This window comes from Pedobacter sp. T50_32 (assembly GCF_057652195.1).
Genome location: NZ_JBYFBY010000008.1, coordinates 80790 through 99974 on the forward strand (window position 1 = coordinate 80790; position 19185 = coordinate 99974).

At 36.9% G+C, this 19185-nt stretch carries 16 protein-coding genes; 13 read left to right on the forward strand and 3 right to left on the reverse strand.

Annotated elements, in window-relative coordinates; translation table 11 throughout:
- Positions 1 to 194 precede the first annotated feature (194 nt).
- The 8 genes from ppnP to porN all read left to right on the forward strand — a co-directional run bounded on the left by ppnP (position 195) and on the right by porN (position 9032).
- On the forward strand, positions 195 to 473 hold the full coding sequence (gene ppnP / locus AC23ME_RS19105) for a pyrimidine/purine nucleoside phosphorylase (protein ID WP_487729348.1): 279 nt from the start codon (positions 195 to 197) through the stop codon (positions 471 to 473).
- A gap of 33 nt (positions 474 to 506) precedes the next feature.
- Positions 507 to 2249 carry a BamA/TamA family outer membrane protein gene (locus tag AC23ME_RS19110; protein WP_487729349.1) on the forward strand — a complete coding sequence of 581 codons (1743 nt, stop codon included), beginning with the start codon at positions 507 to 509 and terminating at the stop codon, positions 2247 to 2249.
- 1 nt (position 2250) lies between these two features.
- Positions 2251 to 3207: a DUF4271 domain-containing protein gene (locus AC23ME_RS19115; protein WP_487729350.1), complete on the forward strand. Its 957-nt coding sequence runs from the start codon at positions 2251 to 2253 to the stop codon at positions 3205 to 3207.
- A gap of 14 nt (positions 3208 to 3221) precedes the next feature.
- Positions 3222 to 3992, forward strand: coding sequence for a uroporphyrinogen-III synthase (locus tag AC23ME_RS19120; RefSeq protein WP_487729351.1), 771 nt, complete (start codon positions 3222 to 3224; stop codon positions 3990 to 3992).
- 352 nt (positions 3993 to 4344) lie between these two features.
- On the forward strand, positions 4345 to 5664 hold the full coding sequence (porK, locus tag AC23ME_RS19125) for a T9SS ring complex lipoprotein PorK/GldK (RefSeq protein WP_487729352.1): 1320 nt from the start codon (positions 4345 to 4347) through the stop codon (positions 5662 to 5664).
- A 55-nt stretch (positions 5665 to 5719) separates the two neighbouring features.
- Positions 5720 to 6526: a type IX secretion system motor protein PorL/GldL gene (gene porL / locus AC23ME_RS19130; RefSeq protein ID WP_487729353.1), complete on the forward strand. Its 807-nt coding sequence runs from the start codon at positions 5720 to 5722 to the stop codon at positions 6524 to 6526.
- Positions 6527 to 6566: 40 nt separating this feature from the next.
- Positions 6567 to 8093: a type IX secretion system motor protein PorM/GldM gene (gene porM / locus AC23ME_RS19135; protein WP_487729354.1), complete on the forward strand. Its 1527-nt coding sequence runs from the start codon at positions 6567 to 6569 to the stop codon at positions 8091 to 8093.
- A 6-nt stretch (positions 8094 to 8099) separates the two neighbouring features.
- The gene (porN, locus tag AC23ME_RS19140; protein ID WP_487729355.1) at positions 8100 to 9032 is read left to right on the forward strand and encodes a type IX secretion system ring subunit PorN/GldN; all 933 of its coding nucleotides are present in this window, start codon (positions 8100 to 8102) and stop codon (positions 9030 to 9032) included.
- Positions 9033 to 9144: 112 nt separating this feature from the next.
- On the opposite strand, the gene uvrC is transcribed toward porN, so the two are convergent.
- The 3 genes from uvrC to porW all read right to left on the reverse strand — a co-directional run bounded on the left by uvrC (position 9145) and on the right by porW (position 16335).
- Entirely contained in the window at positions 9145 to 10959 is a 1815-nt protein-coding gene (gene uvrC / locus AC23ME_RS19145; protein WP_487729356.1) for an excinuclease ABC subunit UvrC, read from the reverse strand.
- An 80-nt stretch (positions 10960 to 11039) separates the two neighbouring features.
- Positions 11040 to 13292 carry a penicillin-binding protein 1A gene (locus tag AC23ME_RS19150; protein WP_487729357.1) on the reverse strand — a complete coding sequence of 751 codons (2253 nt, stop codon included), beginning with the start codon at positions 13290 to 13292 and terminating at the stop codon, positions 11040 to 11042.
- On the reverse strand, positions 13282 to 16335 hold the full coding sequence (gene porW, locus AC23ME_RS19155) for a type IX secretion system periplasmic lipoprotein PorW/SprE (protein ID WP_487729358.1): 3054 nt from the start codon (positions 16333 to 16335) through the stop codon (positions 13282 to 13284). Before porW ends, AC23ME_RS19150 begins: the two co-directional genes overlap by 11 nt.
- Before the next feature lie 88 nt (positions 16336 to 16423).
- Here porW and AC23ME_RS19160 point away from each other — a divergent pair, with 88 nt between their 5' ends.
- From AC23ME_RS19160 to AC23ME_RS19180, 5 genes are all read left to right on the forward strand, one after another.
- A complete protein-coding gene (locus AC23ME_RS19160; protein ID WP_487729359.1) occupies positions 16424 to 16651 on the forward strand; it encodes an AtpZ/AtpI family protein in 228 nt (75 codons plus the stop codon).
- 43 nt (positions 16652 to 16694) lie between these two features.
- Positions 16695 to 17075 (forward strand): hypothetical protein, encoded by a 381-nt coding sequence (locus AC23ME_RS19165; RefSeq protein WP_487729360.1) that lies wholly within the window; start codon positions 16695 to 16697, stop codon positions 17073 to 17075.
- A 17-nt stretch (positions 17076 to 17092) separates the two neighbouring features.
- Positions 17093 to 18271 (forward strand): F0F1 ATP synthase subunit A, encoded by a 1179-nt coding sequence (gene atpB, locus AC23ME_RS19170; protein WP_487729361.1) that lies wholly within the window; start codon positions 17093 to 17095, stop codon positions 18269 to 18271.
- 41 nt (positions 18272 to 18312) lie between these two features.
- The gene (atpE, locus tag AC23ME_RS19175) at positions 18313 to 18519 is read left to right on the forward strand and encodes an ATP synthase F0 subunit C (RefSeq protein ID WP_010601523.1); all 207 of its coding nucleotides are present in this window, start codon (positions 18313 to 18315) and stop codon (positions 18517 to 18519) included.
- 95 nt (positions 18520 to 18614) lie between these two features.
- Positions 18615 to 19109, forward strand: a complete 495-nt coding sequence (locus tag AC23ME_RS19180) for a F0F1 ATP synthase subunit B (RefSeq protein ID WP_487729362.1) — start codon at positions 18615 to 18617, stop codon at positions 19107 to 19109.
- The last annotated feature ends 76 nt before the right edge of the window (positions 19110 to 19185 follow it).

Below are 19185 nucleotides of genomic sequence, written 5' to 3' on the forward strand. Positions count from 1 at the left end.
TGATTTACTAGAAGAATACGGTTTTGTGTTTTATATGCTTACATTTAATGTTACTTATTTGTTACTCGATTAAGATAATTATTTGATAATCTGAGTGTAATTCAATTCCGGCCATACAGCAAAGGTAGCCTTAATTTAATATTTTAATTGTCTGAAAGATGTTGTTTTATTCGCTATGTTGCTATTTTAGCAATATGATTACTGTAAACGAATATTTTGATGGAGCCGTTAAATCTTTAGGCTACGAAAACAATGGCAAATCTACCGTAGGTGTAATAGAACCTGGAGATTACGAATTTGGAACTTCCACACACGAAACCATGATTGTGGTAGAGGGCGAAATGCATGTATTGTTAGCCGATGCTGTAGATTGGAAGAGCTACGTTGCTGGCGAGAAATTTGAAGTAGCCGCCAATTCATCATTCAAAGTTAAAGTTGCTGCGCCAGTTTCTTATTTGTGTAAGTATAAATAGTGTTTTGTTAAACCTAGTTGCTTTTGTTTACTTTTGAGAAAGTATATGAGGTTTGTGATTTGGCTTTTGGTTTGTTGTTCTGGCGTGAATACTTTCGCCCAGCAAGGCTATCAACTAAATATTGTATTTCCTGAAAACGCTAAGTCGCTATCTAAGTCTATCTCGTTACCCAAAGAAATAAAAGATAGCATTACGGTATACAAAGAAGCGGAAAAAGTACTTTCGCAGTTACAGTTTAAAGGTTATCTGTTGGCAGAAATTACTGCTTTAAATTTTAAAAATAAGCAAGTTTCAGTAACTATTCAGCCCAACCAGCAGTATCAATGGGTTAATTTGGCTGCGGGTAATCTTCCAGCAACGGTTCAACAGGCGGTTGGGTTTAGAGAGCGCAACTATGAGCAAACACCATTTAATACCCAAAGCCTTAGTCAGCTTTTCGAGAACTTACTTTATCATTATGAAAGTAGTGGATATCCCTTTGCAAGTGTAAATTTGGAACGGATTACTTTCGAGGGAACTAAAATAAGTGCAAGCATTAACGCCAAAGCCAACCAGAAAATGCTATTTGACACTATTCAAGTGGTGGGTAGTGCACAAATAGGACAGAAGTATATCCAATCTTACCTCTCAATTAAAAGCGGTGCAGTGTATTCCGAGCGCTTGGTTAATCAAGTGGAAAGTAGATTGCGAGAATTATCTTTTCTAGAGGTTGTAAAACCATTGGAGATCAGTTTTTCTAATGAAAAGGCATTGGTTAGGATTTTTGTAAACAAGAAAAATGCAAATCAATTCGATGGAATAGTAGGATTGCAGCAAAACGGAAGCACCGGGAAAACCCAGTTAGTAGGTAATTTAAAGTTAAACCTACAGAACGCTTTTAAACGTGGCGAGCAGCTTAACTTCAATTATCAGGGTTTGGCGGGTCGTAGTCAATTGTTAGATGTAAAAGCAGCATTCCCGCATATCCTTAACACCGATTTTGGTTTAAGTCCGAGCCTTTACCTTTATAAACAAGACTCCTCATTTTTGAATGTTGATACTAAATTGGGTTTTAACTATCTCCTAAAAGGCAATAATTCCTTTCAGTTTTTTGTAGAAAACAGATCTACCCGGCTATCTTCGGTAGAAGCTTATGAAAATGCTACAGTATTGCCATCAATCCTAGATGCGAATACGATTTTTTACGGATTGGGAATGAATATGGAAAATTTGGATTATCGTTATAATCCTCAAAAAGGTTACAGTATCAGTGTGGATGTGGCTGTTGGCAGTAAGAAAATAAAACGAAATGCAGCCATTCCCGAAAATTTATATCAGTCTGTACCAAGCAACAGTACTTCCTACCGGTGGTTTTCGCAAATCAATTATTATCTTCCGTTAGCTAAACAATTGGTTTTTGCCGTTGCTAACCAAACAGGTGTGTTAAGTGGTAAATATTTGCTAGAAAATGAAGTGTTTAGGCTAGGCGGACAAAGAAGTCTTCGTGGCTTCAACGAATTGTCATTGTTGGCCAATGCTTATACTTACGGTAATGCAGAAGTTCGATATTTGTTAGAACAGAACTCGTTTCTATTTGCTTTTTACAATCAGGCCTACCTTAAATACAAAACAACACAACTCAATTACACAGATTTTCCGATGGGTTTTGGCGCAGGTGTAAACTTCGAAACCAATCTAGGTATCTTGTCAATTACATATGCATTGGGCAAACAAAAAAATAATCCCTTAAATTTGCGCCAAGGTAAAATACATTTCGGCATTACCGCATTGTTTTAATATGATAAAAAAAAGCATCTTGTTTATTTTATTTGCGGTTTTGTGGCTGTTTACGGTTAATGCGCAAGTTGCTGAAACAGACAGTATCGCTAACCTCAATTTGCAAGATAGTTTATTAGTCGATACTATCGAGGTGCAAGCAATTGATACTTTGACACCCGAAATTTTGAAAATCCGTGATTCGCTTACCAATGCAAAATGGCTCGATAGTTTAAATAATGGTTACGGATTTGAAGTGTTTTCTCTGTCGCAATTAATTCGCCAAGCCAACAACCGCACAGAGAAAGTAGATTATCAGCATGGCAATCTTTTGCCAAAAGGCGATGTTTGGATTTTGGCCATCATTGGGTTTTTATTGGTGCTGTTTGCGATATTGAAAAATACTTTCGCAAAGCAGTTAAGTTCTGTGGTGCAATCTTTTTACAGCAATAGGGCATTAACTAACCTTAATAAGGAAGATAACTTAGTTACATCTTGGTCATTTCTGTTGCTTTTTATCCAATTTGGTTTTACCATTGGGATGTTTTTTTATCTAGTTGCGCAGTACCAAGGTTTACCAGGGGTGTCGCAAGGCGGATTTAGTTTTTTTGTAACCGTTTCTGTAGGCGTTATCGTTTTGTACCTCTTAAAGATCGTCTGTTTACGTGTAATTGGTTTTGTATTCGATGTACAACGACCGCTACATCAATACATCTCCATATTATATTTAAGTTATTTTAATACTTCTTTAGTGTTTATTCCTATCATTATTGCTTTTGCCTTATCTGACCAGAAATATGGCGCTGGTTATACTCTTTTGGGGGTGTTGGCACTGGTATTGATTTTTATTTTTCAGTTTATAAGGGCAGCAATAAATATTTTATCACAATATAGGTTTCCTAAATTGTATTTAATTTTGTACTTTTGCACCCTCGAAATTTGCCCTATATTGATATTAATCAAGGCAGTAGGGTTATAAGTGCTAATACGAAAATGCAAGAAAACAAAGACGAAAGACTACGTAAGGTGAAAAGCATATTGGTAACCTTGCCTAAGCCAGAAACTGAGAAATCCCCATATTTTGATTTAGCTAAAAAGTATAATCTAAAAATTGATTTCCGTTCGTTTATCCATGTGGAGGGCGTTCCTGCCAAGGATTTTAGGAAAGAGAAAATCAATTTGGCAGACTATACGGCTGTGGTTTTTACCAGCAGAAATGCGGTAGATCACTTTTTCAGAATTTGTGAAGAAATGAGGTTTGAAGTTTCGGTTAACTTAAAGTACTTCTGTATTTCAGAATCTACAGCACTTTACTTGCAGAAATATATCCAATACAGAAAACGTAAAATCTTCTTTGGTAAGCAAACAGCAGCAGATTTAGCTGAGGTGCTGAAAAAACATGCAACAGAGAAGTTCTTGTATCCGTGTTCTGATGTTGCTACTGAAGATACTATGAATTTCTTGCAGAAGAATGGTTATGATGTAACACCTGCGGTACTTTTCAGAACTGTAGTGAGCGATCTTTCTGACCTTGCGGATGTGTTTTATGATATCTTAGCATTCTTCAGTCCTTCGAGCATTCAGTCGCTGTATACAAATTTCCCCAATTTTCTACAAAACAATACTAGGATTGCAACTTTCGGCTTAAATACGCAGAAAGCGGTAGCTGATAATGGTTTAATTGTGGATATTGCAGCTCCGAATCCAGAGGCTCCATCAATGATTATGGCTTTAGAGAATTACATCAAAAAATCTAACAAGTAAATTATCAAATACCTATTTATAGGTATTGTCCAACAACTCTTTAACTTATAAATTGCAAAAAAATATTTAATGTTTTTGTTAATAGCATAATAAAGGAGCGTTGTTAGCGTTTAGTTTTACTGATTGTTGAATAAAAGTGTTTTAAAACGCCTTTTTTTAATAGTTAAGACAGGTTTTTGAAATTTACTATTGAAGTTTAACATTTGATATTCATAGTCTAAAACCTGTAGTTTTAAGATAAACCAAATGTTAATAAATTATTTTGCTGCAAAAAGTGTGGATTTTTTTGTGCGAATAGTTGTTAATCTCAATGTTAATTGATAAAATTGCTATAAAATTGCTTAGACAACATATGAAGAAATTTTACTTTCTTGCAATTGCCCTACTTTCTTTGATGCTTTCGAGCTGTGGAAAGGGAGGTCAAGGGGAATTGGTGGGAGCCTATAACAAAAAATTCAAAAACACCGCTATCCCTTTGGGTATGGTTTACGTGCCTGGTGGTCGAAACCTTTTGGGGATGACTGACGAAGACATTACTTTTTATCAAGGTAAGCAGAGCAAGATGGTTTCTATGAGTCCTTTTTACATGGATCAAACTGAAATCACCAATGCCGAGTACAGGCAGTTTGTAAACTGGGTAAGAGATTCTATTGCTATTACTAAAGGCGATATCCAAGATTATTTCATTAAACCTAAAACTAACGCAGCTGCGGGTGCGCCAAGATTTAAGGTAATAGATTGGAAAAAAGTTGGAAATGGTTCTAACCTTTGGAATAATAAAAAGCCAGATATCCAGACCAAACTTAAAGCTATGTATATCAATGATAACCTATCTAATTTTACCCACGGTAAAAATGATAAGGATATTGATATTAAATTCTTACGCTACGCTTACGTAGAGAAGAATTTAGATATGGCACTGGAAAACGCATCATCTTCAAACAGACAACGTATAGATGATTACGATATCTACACTGACAATCCAACACCTGGAAAAGTAAATGAGTTTCCTTCTGTAATGGTTTACCCAGATACATTAGTATGGAGAAAAGATTATACTTACGAGTATAACGATCCAATGGTTGAGGCCTATTTCAATCACCCATCTTATGATAAATACCCAGTAGTTGGTGTTACCTGGGACCAAGCAAGAGCTTTTAGCAACTGGCGTACACAGTTTTATGAGAATGTAGCTAGGCAAAGAAAGCTACCTAATAACTCTAGATTAAAATATGATTTGCCGACAGAATCTCAGTTTGAATATGCTGCCCGTGGTGGTAGAACACAGACTAAATATCCTTGGGGTGGTCCGTATATCATGAATGCTAAAGGTTGTTTACAGGCAAACTTTAAAGTAGGAAGAGGTAACTATGGAGATGATGGCGCACTTTATACCGTTGAAGCTAGAGCTTATCTACCTAACGATTACGGCTTGTATAATATGGCAGGTAACGTGGCAGAGTGGACTTTGAATTCGTACAATACTTCATTACCAGAAGATAAAAACCCAATTTTCAGAAAAGGTAGACGTAAAACTGTTAAGGGCGGTTCTTGGAAAGACGTTGGATTTTTCCTTCAAAATTCAGTTGCCCAACATGAATACCAAAATGTTCCTAGGTCTTATATTGGTTTTAGATGCGTATCTGCCTTCCCAGGAAACAGTTTAATGTAATAAATAACAAAAACTATAACACAAACCACAAACTAAAAATTAACTATTAAGAACTATGGCCGGAAAATTTGCTAGTAGAGATGCGAAATTACACTTTGCTACTTCAGTAGGTGCATCAATTGTAATTGTTGGAGCATTATTTAAAATCCTTCACTTGGGAGGGCAATGGGGCAGTATTATGATCGGTGTTGGACTAGGCGTGGAAGCGGCATTATTCTTATTGTTAGGCTTCTTTCCTCCTCATCCAGATGTAGAATGGGAAAAAGTTTATCCTCAATTACGTGAAGACGGAAAACCTACACCTAAAGACGCTATTCCGCAAGCTGCAGTAGGTGGCGGTGGTGCAACGGGCGCTTTAGACAAATTAGTAAATGAAAAAATTGGTCCAGAATTAATAGAAAGCCTAGGTAATGGCTTACGTACTTTTGGCGATAAAGTTGCTAGTATTTCTAACGTAGCAGATGCATCTTTAGCAACAAACGAATTTACAGCGAAAGTAAAAGGTGCTTCAGACAGCTTAGGCAATATGAATACGGCTTTTGGTAAAGCGACAGAACAGCTAGCAGAATTAGGGGCTAGCAACGCAGATTCTAAAGCTTATCATGAGCAAGTAAACAACTTGGCGAAAAACTTATCAGCATTAAATGCAGTGTACGAATTAGAATTACAAGATTCGAGTGCTCATTTAAAATCAATGAATAAATTTTATCAAAATCTTTCTTTAACCATGGGTAACTTCAACGAATCTATGGAAGACTCAAAACAGTTTAAGGAAGAAGTTGGTAAACTAGCTAAAAACCTATCGTCGTTAAATGCTATTTATGGCAACATGTTAACGGCAATGAATCAACCACGTGCTTAATCAGTCATATTATAAAACTTAAAAACTAAATTTATATAATATGGCAGGAGGTAAGGAAACCGCAAGGCAGAAGATGATAGGACTAATGTATTTAGTTCTATTGGCCATGCTTGCGATTAACGTTTCAGACTTAGTTCTGAGAGCTTTCAACAACATCAATAATAGTTTAAATACATCTAAAGATAACGTTGAAAGTAGTATTTCTCAGCTATTGAGAAATTACGAAAACACCAAAGCAAAAGAAAGTTCAGATAACTTATTAAAGTTAAATAGAGCAAAGGAAGCACAAAAAGTTGGTGAGGATTTAATTAAGTATATTGATAAGCTTCAACAAGAAATAGCGAAAGACGGCTTCGAGGAAAACGGTGAGTTAAAGCAAAAAAATAACTTGGATATCGGTCAGCACATTATGGGTAACGATGCAACTCATAAAGCTGGTAAAAAATTACAAGACGAAATTAATAAAACAGGTAAGAAATTAGCATCGCTTTTGCAGTCAGACGAGGGCAAACCGACATTTATGCTGCAAGCGCTAGATCCAGCAAAGCCTAAAGCAGGTGAGCCTAAAAGCTGGACTGGTAGTATGTTTGGTGAAGGTGTTCCTTTGGCGGCTTTCAGAACCATCTTAACGATGCTTCAGAATGACGCAAAGAACATGGAAGCTGATATCATTAACAAAATTTTAGCTGATAAACCTATTGTTGTACTTGATCAATTTGAGGCTGTTGCTGTAGCGCCATCTTCTTACGTAATTCAAGGACAGCCATATAAAGCTGAAATTTATTTAACAGCAAGCGATTCTAAGTCATCACCAGATATTAGCGTAAACGGTAATAAAGTACCTACTGATAAAGGTAAAGGTGTTTATACTGGTGGAACTGGAAGTGTGGGTACATTCACTTGGAAAGGTACCATTAGAGTTAAAGAGAGAAATGGAAATATCAAAACCTACGAAACTGCTCCTCAAACTTATCAAGTAGCTGCGCCTTCGGCAACAGTTTCTTCAGATAAATTGAACGTAATTTACGCAGGTATCCCAAATCCATTCACTATTTCTGCGCCTGGTTTCCCTAATATCAATGCTACAATTTCTGGCGGTGGTTCACTAACTGGCGCAAGCGGTAAGTATGTAGTTAACGTTCCTGGTTCTTTAGTAGGTAAAGAAGTTTCGATTAGTGTATCTGGAACAAACGATGGAAAATCTGTAAATTTAGGAGCACCTAAGTTTAGAGTAAAGGCTATTCCAGCACCTATTGCTAAAGTAGGTGGTTATGGAGGTGGAGATATTGCTTCGGTACAGTTAAAGAGTGAATCTGAAATTGAGGCTGATTTGGATGATTTCCCATTTGATGTGAAATTTAAAATTGTACGTTTTGAACTAACTGTAATTAAACCTCGTGCAGATGCGATTACGATATCTGGACAAGGTGGAAATTTCTCTGGAGCAGTTAGAAGTGCAATTAACGCTGTCTCGCCAGGAACTAGAGTGATTTTCGATCAAATCGTTTCTCAAGGTCCAGACGGTAGACAAAAAGTATTACCAGCATTGGTATTTAATGTAAAATAATTGAAAATGAAGAAGATTACGTTGTCGTTGGTTTTTGTAACTGCTGTTAGTATAGCTAGCTTTGCTCAAAATAGAACAAATAATAAGCAAGGAACTACAACTGTTACTACTAAAAGCGCTACTACTAATGCGCAAAACGCTCCGAAAACAGATTCAGTAAAAACTGCAAAGAAAACACCTAAGGTTAAACCTAAGGATGGCTACGCTATAGTACGTGAACTTAGAGATACGGCAACCGAGAAAGCTTTTTTGCCGGTAATTAAGGATGAGGATGTAGTTTTCACCAAGCGTGTATGGAGAGATATCGACTTGCGTGATACGATCAATGGCGTGTTGAACTATCCAAAAGCTAGATTGATAGAGGTATTGATTAACCACGTGAGAAATGAAGAGTTAACCGCTTATAATCCTAAAGATCCAAAAACTTTAGATGACGTAGACGGATTTGATTTTCCTTTAGATACTACAGAAGCATTAAGATTGGCAAATGGAACGGTAAACGTAACTAATAATAAAACAGGTACGGTTACTCAAATGGCGGGTGAATTCAATCCTTTGTTGTTTTTAAAATATAGAATTAAAGAAGACTGGGTTTTTGATGGTAAAAGAGGAGTTTTTGAACCTCGTATTATTGCTTTAGCTCCATTAAAGCTTAACGATCAAACAAAAGAATGGCAGCCAGTTTTCTGGATTGCTTACGAAGAAGCGAGAGATATTTTAGCTACTAAACGACTTTTCAATTCTTTAAACGACTCATCTCCATTAAGTATGGACGATTTCTTTATTCATAGACTTTTTTCTAGTCACATTGTTAAAGAAACTAATGCAGGAGATTATAAAGTGAAGGATTTGATTACCGATCCAAGACAACGTTTGTTGGAGAGTGAGCGTATCAAAAAGAAAATGGCTGATATGGAACAAGGTCTTTGGGAATATTAGCCCCTAAATCCCCTAAAGGGGACTTTATATATAGAAAGAGCAAATCGATAAGGTTTGCTCTTTTTTAGTTTATTAGAAATCGAGTTTTATAAGATATGAAAGCAAAGCCCCTTTAGGGGTTTGGGGTTTCTGTAGCTTTGAAGTAATTCTGTAGCGTAACCATTTGCTTTTTATTAAGCAGCTTAGCCAATTCTTCTGCACTAGCTTCCTTAATTTTCTTTACAGATTTAAAGTGTTTTAGCAGTTTGTCAGCGGTGTTTTTCCCGATACCCGTTATTTCTTCTAGTTCTGTCTTAAGCGTACCCTGATCACGTTTTTTACGGTGAAAAGTAATTCCAAATCGGTGTGCTTCATCCCTTAAATGCTGAATGATTTTTAAGGTTTCCGATTTCTTATCTAAATACAATGGCAAACTATCTCCCGGATAATATAATTCTTCCAATCTCTTTGCTATACCAATTACCGTTACTCTCTTATCGATGCCTAATTTTTTTAAACTGCTTAGCGCAGATGAAAGCTGCCCTTTACCTCCATCAATAATAATTAACTGAGGCAAAGTCTGGTTTTCCTCCAGCATTCGCTTATAACGTCTATAAACAGCTTCCTGCATGGTAGCAAAGTCGTTAGGTCCTTCTACTGTTTTTACGTTAAAGTGGCGATAATCTTTCTTGCTTGGTTTGGCATCTTTAAATACTACAATAGCCGAAACAGGATATTTTCCCTGAAAGTTAGAGTTATCAAAACATTCGATATGATAGGGCAATTGTGTAAGCCTCAAATCGTTTTTCATTTGTGTTAAAACGCGTTCTGTCTTTAGCTCGGGGTTTAGCTTTTCATACTGATTTAACTTTTCCTTTTTAAAGAACAATACGTTCTTTTGAGATAGTTCTAGTAGTGCCTTCTTTTCACCCAGTTTTGGTACAGTAAGTTTAAGGTTGGTGTCTTCCAAAGGAATTTCAAATGGTACCACAATCTCACGAGAAGTACTTTTAAACCTATTTCTGAACTCTGCAATGGCAATAGAAAGCAGCTCTTCATCACTTTCGTCCAGGCGTTTTTTAATTTCGATGGTTTGCGTTTGGATGATCGCTCCATTCATTACTTTCAAGTAGTTTACAAAAGCATAGCGCTCGTCGCTGGCAATGCTTACCACATCGATATTGGTGATGGCGCTACTTACAACGGTAGATTTACTTTGATACTTTTCTAGTACACTCAATTTCTTCTGATAACTGTGCGCCAGCTCAAAATTCAATTCTTCCGCAGCGGTCTTTACAACCTGTTTTACATCCTTAATTACATTGCCAATTTTACCATTTAGGATATCTTTAATCTCAGCAATGTTCTGTTCATAGTCTTCCCAACTTTGTAGGTTTTGGCAAGGACCTTTGCAGTTGCCAATTTGATATTCTAGACATACCTTGAACTTGCCAGCATTGATATTCTCTTTTGTTAGCGGCAAATTGCAGGTACGTAAGGTATAGGTTTCTTTAATTAAATCTAAGATGGTGTGCATCATCCCAACAGAGGCATAAGGACCTAAATAGGTAGAACCGTCTTTGACCATTCTTCTAGTAGAAAAAACTCGCGGAAAAGGCTCTTTTTTAATGACAATCCAAGGATATGTCTTGTCATCCTTAAGCATAATGTTGTAACGTGGTTGATGCTTTTTGATCAAGCTATTTTCTAATAACCAAGCATCAATCTCTGTATCTACGATGGTAAACTGTATACGCCTGATTTTAGAAACCAATACTCTAGTTTTACCATTCAGTTGTTTATCTTGTACAAAATACGAGCTTACTCTATTACGTAAATCCTTCGCTTTTCCAATGTAAATTAATGTATCATCTACATCAAAATATTGGTAAACACCAGGTTTGTGTGGGATATCTTTTAACGCTTTTTTATAATCGAAACTGCTCATATCTGTTTGCAAATTTACATAAAAAACAAGACCTCGTAGGTTTAGAAAACTACGAGGTCTTACGATATTGGGTTTGTATATTAAAATCCGAGTTTCTTATCTAATTCGGTAGTGGTATTTTGTTCTTGTTGCTGATACTGGTTGCAATCGTAAATAATGTTAACACCACTTGTAGGCGGTTCAAAGTCGGTTTTCCCTACCTTAAGATTTGGGTTAGCATAAACACGTTTCATGAAGCCCGCATACACAGGTAGAGCCGAATTTGCACCCTCTCCGTAACTGGTGCTTGTAAAGTGAAAAGCACGGTCTTCGCAGCCTGTCCAAACACCTGCAACTAAATCAGGAGAAATGGCCATAAACCAACCATCAGAGTTGTTTTGGGTTGTACCTGTTTTACCGCCAATTGGGCCATTTACTTTGTACTTATAACTTAAGCGAGAACCTGTTCCGCCAGTAACTACGCCACGCAACATTCGGGTCATTACGTAGGCAACTTCTTCATTCATAGCAACTTTAATAATTGGTCTGCTTTCGTAAAGTACTACGCCATTTTTATCTTCTATTTTAGTGATAAAGTTAGGTTGTGTCCAAGCACCTTTGTTTGCAAAAACACCGTAGGCGCCAACCATATCGTAAATAGATGCGTCGAAAGTTCCTAAAGCAATTGAAGGCACCGCTGGTACATCGCTGGTAATGCCCATTTTTTTAATCTCATTTGCCACTGCAACCGGACCAACCTGTTTCATTAAGAACGCAACGATATAGTTTTGTGAGTAAGCCAAACCTTTTTGTAAGGTAATTTCTCCAGGTAGGGGCGTGCCCGAGTTACGAGGCGTCCAATCTGGGCTGCCAGGGTTAGAGATGGTTACTGGTTCGTTCAGTACTTTGTAGCAAGGTGAGTAACCGTTTTCGATTGCCACCGCATAGGTAAAAGGTTTGGCCGTTGAACCAACTTGTCTTTTACCCATCTTCACCTGATCGTATTTAAAGTGTTCGAAGTTGATACCGCCCACCCAAGCTTTGATGTCGCCAGATTTTGGATCCATTGCCATCATCGCATTGCGTAATAGTAATTTATAGTACCTCACGGAGTCGATTGGTTTCATCAAAGTATCGATGTTACCTTTCCAAGTAAATATAGAAAGCCTTGTTGGCGTGTTAAAGTCGGTGGTAATTTCCTCATCAGATTTTCCTTCCAATTTTAACGACTTGTACCTGTCAGATCTTTTTACACCCTGCTCTATCAATTGGTCTTTACCTTTAAACGGATTTCTGCCTTTCCAGCTTTTGGTAAACTGAGCCTGCAGCGTTTTCATATATTCCTTTTGTGCTTCTTCGGCATAAACCTGCATATCGTAATTGATAGTAGTGTAGATTTTTAATCCATCTCTATCCAAATCATAAGGTGTGCCATCGGCTTTGTTGATAGAACGTTCTTCTAGAATTTTCCTTACTTCTGTTTTAAGTACAGCTCTAAAATATGGCGCAATACCATCATTATTGGTAGCTGCATTGAAGCGCAGATTAAGTGGTTTTTCTTTCTCTCCAGCAAATTGGTCTTCTGTAATATAACCTTCTTTTACCATTAGAGCCATCACCGTATTTCTTCTATCTAAAGAACGCTCTGGGTTTTTGGTAGGCGAATAACGAGTGATACCTTTTTGCAAACCGATAAGCACCGCCGCCTGTGGTACAGTTAATTTATCTGGTGTAGTGTTGAAATAAACTCTAGCCGCAGATTTGATACCGTAAGCGTTATTTCCGAAATCAACTGTGTTTAAATACATGGTGATGATTTCTTCTTTGGTATAGTTTCGTTCTAATTTAATAGCAATTACCCATTCCTGAAATTTTTGAATGATACGTTTGAGAAAGTTTTTTGCTCTTCCTTCTTCAGAGAAAAGATTAAGTGCCAATTGCTGGGTAATAGTACTACCACCTTGTTTCTTACCTACTACGGCATAAAGGAAAATGGTGAAAGTACGCTTAAAATCGATACCAGAATGCGAACGGAAGCGAATATCTTCTGTAGCAATTAAAGCATTGATCACATTAGGAGAGATCTCACTATAATTTACGTTAGACCTATTTTTAACGAAATAAGTACCCAATACTTTACCGTCTTCAGAAATTACCTCTGTAGCTTCGTTGCTTTTTGGATGTTCAATTGCCCTAAAAGATGGAATTTCTCCAAATACGCCAAAGCCAATCATTACGATAAAGATAGCGAAGGCTAGAATGCCCACTATCAATAATTTCCAAATTCGCCAGTTGTATTTTCTGATTAATTCTGGAGGTAGTGATTGTTGATTTACTCTGTTCCTATAGTTCATTGCTATTGATATATCTAATGTACCTTTCTAAAGTATCACGGTTAGTGATCTTCTCCAGGTTCTCTTTGCTAATTGCAAAAATAGTATAATTAGTGGCAGGTACTTTCATAATTCTGCCTAATTGTGGCTTAATTGCCTGTTCGTATTGTTTTACATCGTTTATACTTGTAAAATCGCCAACAATAACCAATTGATCTTCGTCTAATTCCCTAAGTTGGTGGCGCAAATTGCTACCAGAATAATTGCCTCGATTAAATTGTCCGATACCAAAACGAGAAGAACTTAGGTTTAAGCTTGCAGAATTTACAGCCACAATTATATAATAATTACTTGATGAAGCTGGGTTAAACAAGGTTTCTTTTACAGGTTCTGGTTTTACAACCGGCGGCGTAACTACAGTATCAATTTTGGCGGCAGGCGGAACAATTACACTGTCTTTTTTTGCTACCACTGGAGGTGCTACAATTACCGAATCCTTTTTCGGTTCAACGGGCTTTGCAACGATTACACTATCTTTTTTAACCTCTACTAGTGGTTTTGCTACAATAACAGAATCTTTTTTGGGTTCAATAGGCTTAGCTACAATTACGCTATCCTTTTTAACTTCTACAACAGGAGGTTTAACTTCGGGTTTCGGTTCAACTTTTGGTTTTTCCTCAATTGGTTTTTGCTCCACAGGTTTTTCTACCGGTCGTTGTGCCACATAGGTGGATTTTTTCCCGGTTGGATCTAGTACGTTGGCAATGATTGGCTCATTTAGCCTAATACCTGTTTTATTTTCCGCAAAAGGAATTTCATAAGGATCGTAGCTCGGCAAGGCGATTTTCCTCTTTTTGAACTCACTTAAATGCGCATTAATATAAAGCAAATGCTGATCTACCAAAGGCTTAATCAATCTATCTGTCTTATGCTTTTCAGAAATTTGTTGAAATGCACTGATCAATTGATCCACATGCTCCGTTCTCCCAACGGCAATCGCCTTTAGGTAATCGTACTGAGGTTCCATCGTATTGCCTGGGAAACGTTGGTTGATTTCGTTTGTTCCAGTTATTACTTCCTTAAATGCTTTGTTCTGCAATTTGTCAAATAATCCTTCGTAAGCATTGTTCAAAGTAGCTTCCAATTGATTTTGCTTCATCGAGAAGTTAGGGTCTAAAATAGTTTTTGCAAAAACTGAACTAGGATATTTACTGAGCACCAGATTTTTGTACTCGTTAGATTTGGCATTGTCGGTACCTTGGTAAGCCAAATATAAACTGTAATAGATCATATCTAATTTTCCATTATTCGGAAATCTTTTCAGCAAAGCTTGATATGTCTTAATGGCCTCAGGTTTATCGTTTAGCACTTGCTGATAAAAACTGCCCATATCTAAATATGCAGCAATAATTTTTTGGTTCGATTTTTCCAATAGTGCCGGCGTTGTTGGAAGAGAATCGAGGTAAGAAGTAGAAGAAAATGTTGGTTTTGAGGCTTCTGGAGCTACAGCATCTGGATCGCCTGGCATTGCCCCAATATCTATGCCTCCACCAGCTAATTGCTCTTGTTGGCTTTGCGATGGTGACTTAGCACTTTGTCGCCAATTTGGAGCTAATTTTCTGTTGCCCCAACGTTTCTTAAATTCATTAAATCCTCTGCTTATTGCGGTTGAGTTTGCAAAATAGAAAGCGCCATTGTTTCGGTTTCCGAAACCACTATTGTTTCTGCCTGTATTTGCCAAGCCTACATTATTATTACCTGTATTATTATTGTTTTGAGCTTCTGCTTTTACTGCAAAATAGTTGCCCAGTGCTTTTTCTCTTTCTGTAGTAGGCAATAATGCAATTCGTTGCAAGGTATCTTGTAAGCCAATCGTTTCGTATCGCTGCTGAAGGTAAGCTAAATTTTGTGCTTTGTTCGCGATTGCGTTGTATAACGGATGTGTTTTAGGCAACGATAAAGCAGTGCTATCGTAATAAAGCTTCGCTGCTACGTAGTCGCTAAAATGCTTAAAGTTCAGATCTGCAATTTTTAAATACGAAAGTGCTTTTTGAACGTTGTTCGCAGTACTATTTCTAACCGAGAGATTGTAATATTCTTCTGCTTTGCCAAAATCCTCGCCAGCATAATAATCTTCGGCTATTTCATAATAAATCTGATCTTTGAAATCAAAATTTTTATCATCTTTTAGCATTCTAGTAAGAGCCAGCTTTCGGTCAAACTCTTTGCCACTCAGTTGCTCGGTAATTCTGATTCCGCTTAGTTTAGCATTAAAATACATATCAAAAGCGGCATTGCTCTTTTCTACCTTACGGTACGCAGCCAAGCTTTTCTCATATTGTTTTTCACTTTCGTACAGCTGCGCCAAAGTATAGGTCCACCTTATTCTATTTAAAGAAGTGGGGCCGGCTTTTAGTGCTCGTTCTAAATATACTATCGCCTGTTTATCATTCTCTTTAATGATATTCATTTGAGCTAACGTGGCCAAGGGTTCTGATTTATGGCGTTTAACAGAGTCTAGCTCAATAACTACCGTATCTAATACTTTTTCTGCAGCTGCAATATCATCCAGTTCTATTAAACTTCGTGCCTTCCAATTAAGGGCATTTAAGTACGTTTTGTGATCTTTTTGATAAGCATTGGCTACATAATCGAAATAAGCGTTAGCATTATAATACTTTCCTTGATAGAAATTGGTTTTACCTAAAAGGATGTAGGCATCGTCAATATAATTGCTAAAGTTTTTCTCAGCGATGATGGTTCTCGCTTTCTGTTCAATTTCATCCAGCTCCTTTACCTTTGTGCCAGCATTGTTTACATCCGCTATTGCGGGTGCATAATAAGGAGGTAGGAAATTATCGAAATTATCTTTTCTGCTTTGGTTTACGCCTTCTAAATATTCATCTAATAAAACATTAGAATTATAAATAAGGTTATATCTTGCGGATAGATTTTGTAGCTTTCGGTTGGCAACAGTATCCCTTTGGGAAGAGCAGCCATAGATAAATGCCAGCAATAGGCTGAGCATAGCGGTTTGATAGATGTTTTTACTGTAGGTGTTCAAATGGTTATCAGTTATTTATATATAACAAAATATCTGCAAAAATATTTTATTCGGCAATATAATCTTAATATTTGAAGTAATTTACTAAATGCTAGAAGAAGAAAACGATAAACCGCTGCATAAACGTGCCTCTAATTATATCAAATATACGGGGCTGGCCTTTCAAATGTTGGCTACCATTGGCATTTTTTCATTTATAGGCTATAAAATAGATGAGCACTATAAAAATGATAATTTCATCATGACTGCTATTTTAGGTATTGTTGGTGTGGGCGCCTCACTTTATCATGTAGTACGTACTCTCAATAAAAACTAGCCTATTGCTAGGTATTTACCTACCTTTGTGAAAAAACATAAACGTGTCATTAGGAAAATTTATCGTTAGCTATTTATTATATGCGCTTTTATTAGCGGGCATATCTATTGCTGTCAAGCATTTTTTTCCAGAAGCAATTGCGGGACAATTTTGGTTGGTATTTGGCTTTCTAGCTGGACTAACCTTGATTGCTTACATATTGGCTGATATTGGGATCAAAAGAAATCCACAAATCGGTGTGTTTGCTATTTTGGGCTCGGTAATTATCAAGATGTTATTTGCGATGTCTTTTGTGCTGATTTACAGCTTAAAACAAACCAAAGGCGATATGGCTTTCGCCCTCAATTTTTTTTCTTTATATTTATTGTTCACCCTCTTTGAAATATTAGGTTTGTTACGTAACTTGCGCCACCAAAATAAATAGTAAAAATCTGCGAGTAAATGGATTATAACCGAGTTTTTGTGTCAAAAGTTAAGAAGCTAATTGTTGTTTTTACGCTTTTTTCTGCGTTTTTAGGATTTAACACTACTGCTTTTGCGCAAGTTGATAGCGTGGCGGCTCATGGTCACGAAGCTGCTGCTCCAGTTGCACATGGTGATGAGCACGGAAAAGAGGAAAAAGGCTTTGATATTACTTCTTTTATTTTTCATCACATTAGCGATAGCCACTTCTTTACACTTTTTGGTCATGGTGATCACGGTGTAACACTTCATTTGCCAATAATCCTTTGGACTGACAATGGTTTGGTAACCTTTAGTTCATCTGCTTTTCAATTTGATGATGCTGGTAAAGTTGTAGTAGAAAAAAATGGACAACGCTTTGCTATTTCGCATAACAAGATCTACTATGCAAATGCAACTGCAGATTCGCATGGTTCTTACGTTTCTCACGTAACTAACGAAAAAGGTGAAGAGGTTGTAACAAATGTTCGTCCTTTAGATTTTTCAATCACTAAAAACGTATTCAGTATGTTGTTGTCAATTGTCGTATTGGTAATTGTATTTACAACTGTTGCGGCTGGTTATAAAAAGAGAGCTGGTAAAGCACCAAAAGGAATTCAGTCTTTCTTAGAGCCAATTATTCTTTTTGTTCGTGATGATATTGCTAGACCAAACTTAGGTCATAAATATGCAGCTTTCATGCCTTATTTGTTGTCTGTGTTTTTCTTTATCTGGTTAAACAATATGTTGGGTTTGGTTCCTTTCTTCCCGGGAGGCGCTAACGTAACTGGTAACATTGCTTTAACTGTGGTTTTGGCAGCTGCTACTTTCTTGATTACTACTTTTAAAGCAAATAAATATTACTGGGGACACATTTTAAATCCTCCAGTGCCTTGGTGGTTAAAGCCATTGATGATCCCTGTAGAGATTTTCGGTATGTTTACTAAACCTATCGCTCTAGCTATTCGTTTGTTCGCAAACATTACAGCGGGTCACATCTTGGTAATGTCACTACTATGCTTGATTTTTATCTTTAACTCTTACGCTGTTGCACCTGCTTCAATTTTCTTTGCAGTGTTCATTGGCTTAATCGAGTTCTTGGTAGCATTTATTCAAGCGTTTATATTCACTATTCTTTCTGCTCTATTTATTGGTATGGCAGTAGAAGAGCACCATTAATTAGAACATAATTGTTAAACAATAATAAATAAATCAGAAAAATGACTGGAACATTAGCTGCAATCGGCGCAGGCTTAGCTGCAATTGGCGCTGGATTAGGTATCGGTAAAATCGGTGGATCTGCAATGGAATCTATCGCTCGTCAACCAGAAGCCGCTTCAAAAATTCAAACTGCTATGCTTATCGCTGCTGCCTTCATCGAGGCTGTTGCGTTATTCGCAGTAGTAGTTTCTTTGATCGCAAAATAATCAAAGAGAAATTTTAAGATAAGCACCTTTTCGGGGTTGCCGTTAAGGTGCTTATTTAAAGAAAGTTTAACATTAAAAGATATTAATTATATAAGATGGATTTATTAATTCCTGAAGTTGGTCTGTTAGTTTGGAATACTATTGCGTTTTTAGTATTAGTGTTTTTGTTGGGCAAGTTCGCTTGGAAACCGATCATGAAAGGTATCCACGATCGTGAGCAAAGCATTGATGAGGCTTTAAACAAAGCTGAATTGGCTAGACAAGAAATGGCTCGTTTAAGTTCTCAAAACGAAGAGTTAATGAAACAAGCTCGTGAAGAACGTGATCAAATCTTAAAAGAAGCAAAAGCTTTAAAAGATGGTATTGTTAACGAAGCTAAAAAACAAGCTCAAGCAGAAGGTGCTAAGTTAATTGAGAAAGCTCGTATCGAAATCGAAAACCAAAAGAAAGCTGCTTTGGCAGAATTAAAAGGTCAGGTTTCGGCTTTGTCTTTAGATATCGCAGAGCGTGTATTACGTACGCAATTAGATGATAAAGCTAAGCAACAAGAGTTGGTTAACAATTTGTTAAAAGACGTTGAATTAAATTAAAAGTCTTGCGATAGGCGATAAGCGATAAGCGTTTTGAACGCCATACGCAATGCGCCCTACGCTAAACGAAAAATAT

Bases quoted from the DNA above. Each gene is read 5' to 3' on its own strand.
- ppnP (WP_487729348.1), top strand. From the start codon at position 195: ATGATTACTGTAAACGAATATTTTGATGGAGCCGTTAAATCTTTAGGC.
- AC23ME_RS19115 (WP_487729350.1), top strand. From the start codon at position 2,251: ATGATAAAAAAAAGCATCTTGTTTATTTTATTTGCGGTTTTGTGGCTG.
- AC23ME_RS19120 (WP_487729351.1), top strand. From the start codon at position 3,222: ATGCAAGAAAACAAAGACGAAAGACTACGTAAGGTGAAAAGCATATTG.
- porK (WP_487729352.1), top strand. From the start codon at position 4,345: ATGAAGAAATTTTACTTTCTTGCAATTGCCCTACTTTCTTTGATGCTT.
- porL (WP_487729353.1), top strand. From the start codon at position 5,720: ATGGCCGGAAAATTTGCTAGTAGAGATGCGAAATTACACTTTGCTACT.
- porM (WP_487729354.1), top strand. From the start codon at position 6,567: ATGGCAGGAGGTAAGGAAACCGCAAGGCAGAAGATGATAGGACTAATG.
- porN (WP_487729355.1), top strand. From the start codon at position 8,100: ATGAAGAAGATTACGTTGTCGTTGGTTTTTGTAACTGCTGTTAGTATA.
- uvrC (WP_487729356.1), bottom strand. From the start codon at position 10,959: ATGAGCAGTTTCGATTATAAAAAAGCGTTAAAAGATATCCCACACAAA.
- AC23ME_RS19150 (WP_487729357.1), bottom strand. From the start codon at position 13,292: ATGAACTATAGGAACAGAGTAAATCAACAATCACTACCTCCAGAATTA.
- AC23ME_RS19160 (WP_487729359.1), top strand. From the start codon at position 16,424: ATGCTAGAAGAAGAAAACGATAAACCGCTGCATAAACGTGCCTCTAAT.
- atpB (WP_487729361.1), top strand. From the start codon at position 17,093: ATGGATTATAACCGAGTTTTTGTGTCAAAAGTTAAGAAGCTAATTGTT.
- atpE (WP_010601523.1), top strand. From the start codon at position 18,313: ATGACTGGAACATTAGCTGCAATCGGCGCAGGCTTAGCTGCAATTGGC.
- AC23ME_RS19180 (WP_487729362.1), top strand. From the start codon at position 18,615: ATGGATTTATTAATTCCTGAAGTTGGTCTGTTAGTTTGGAATACTATT.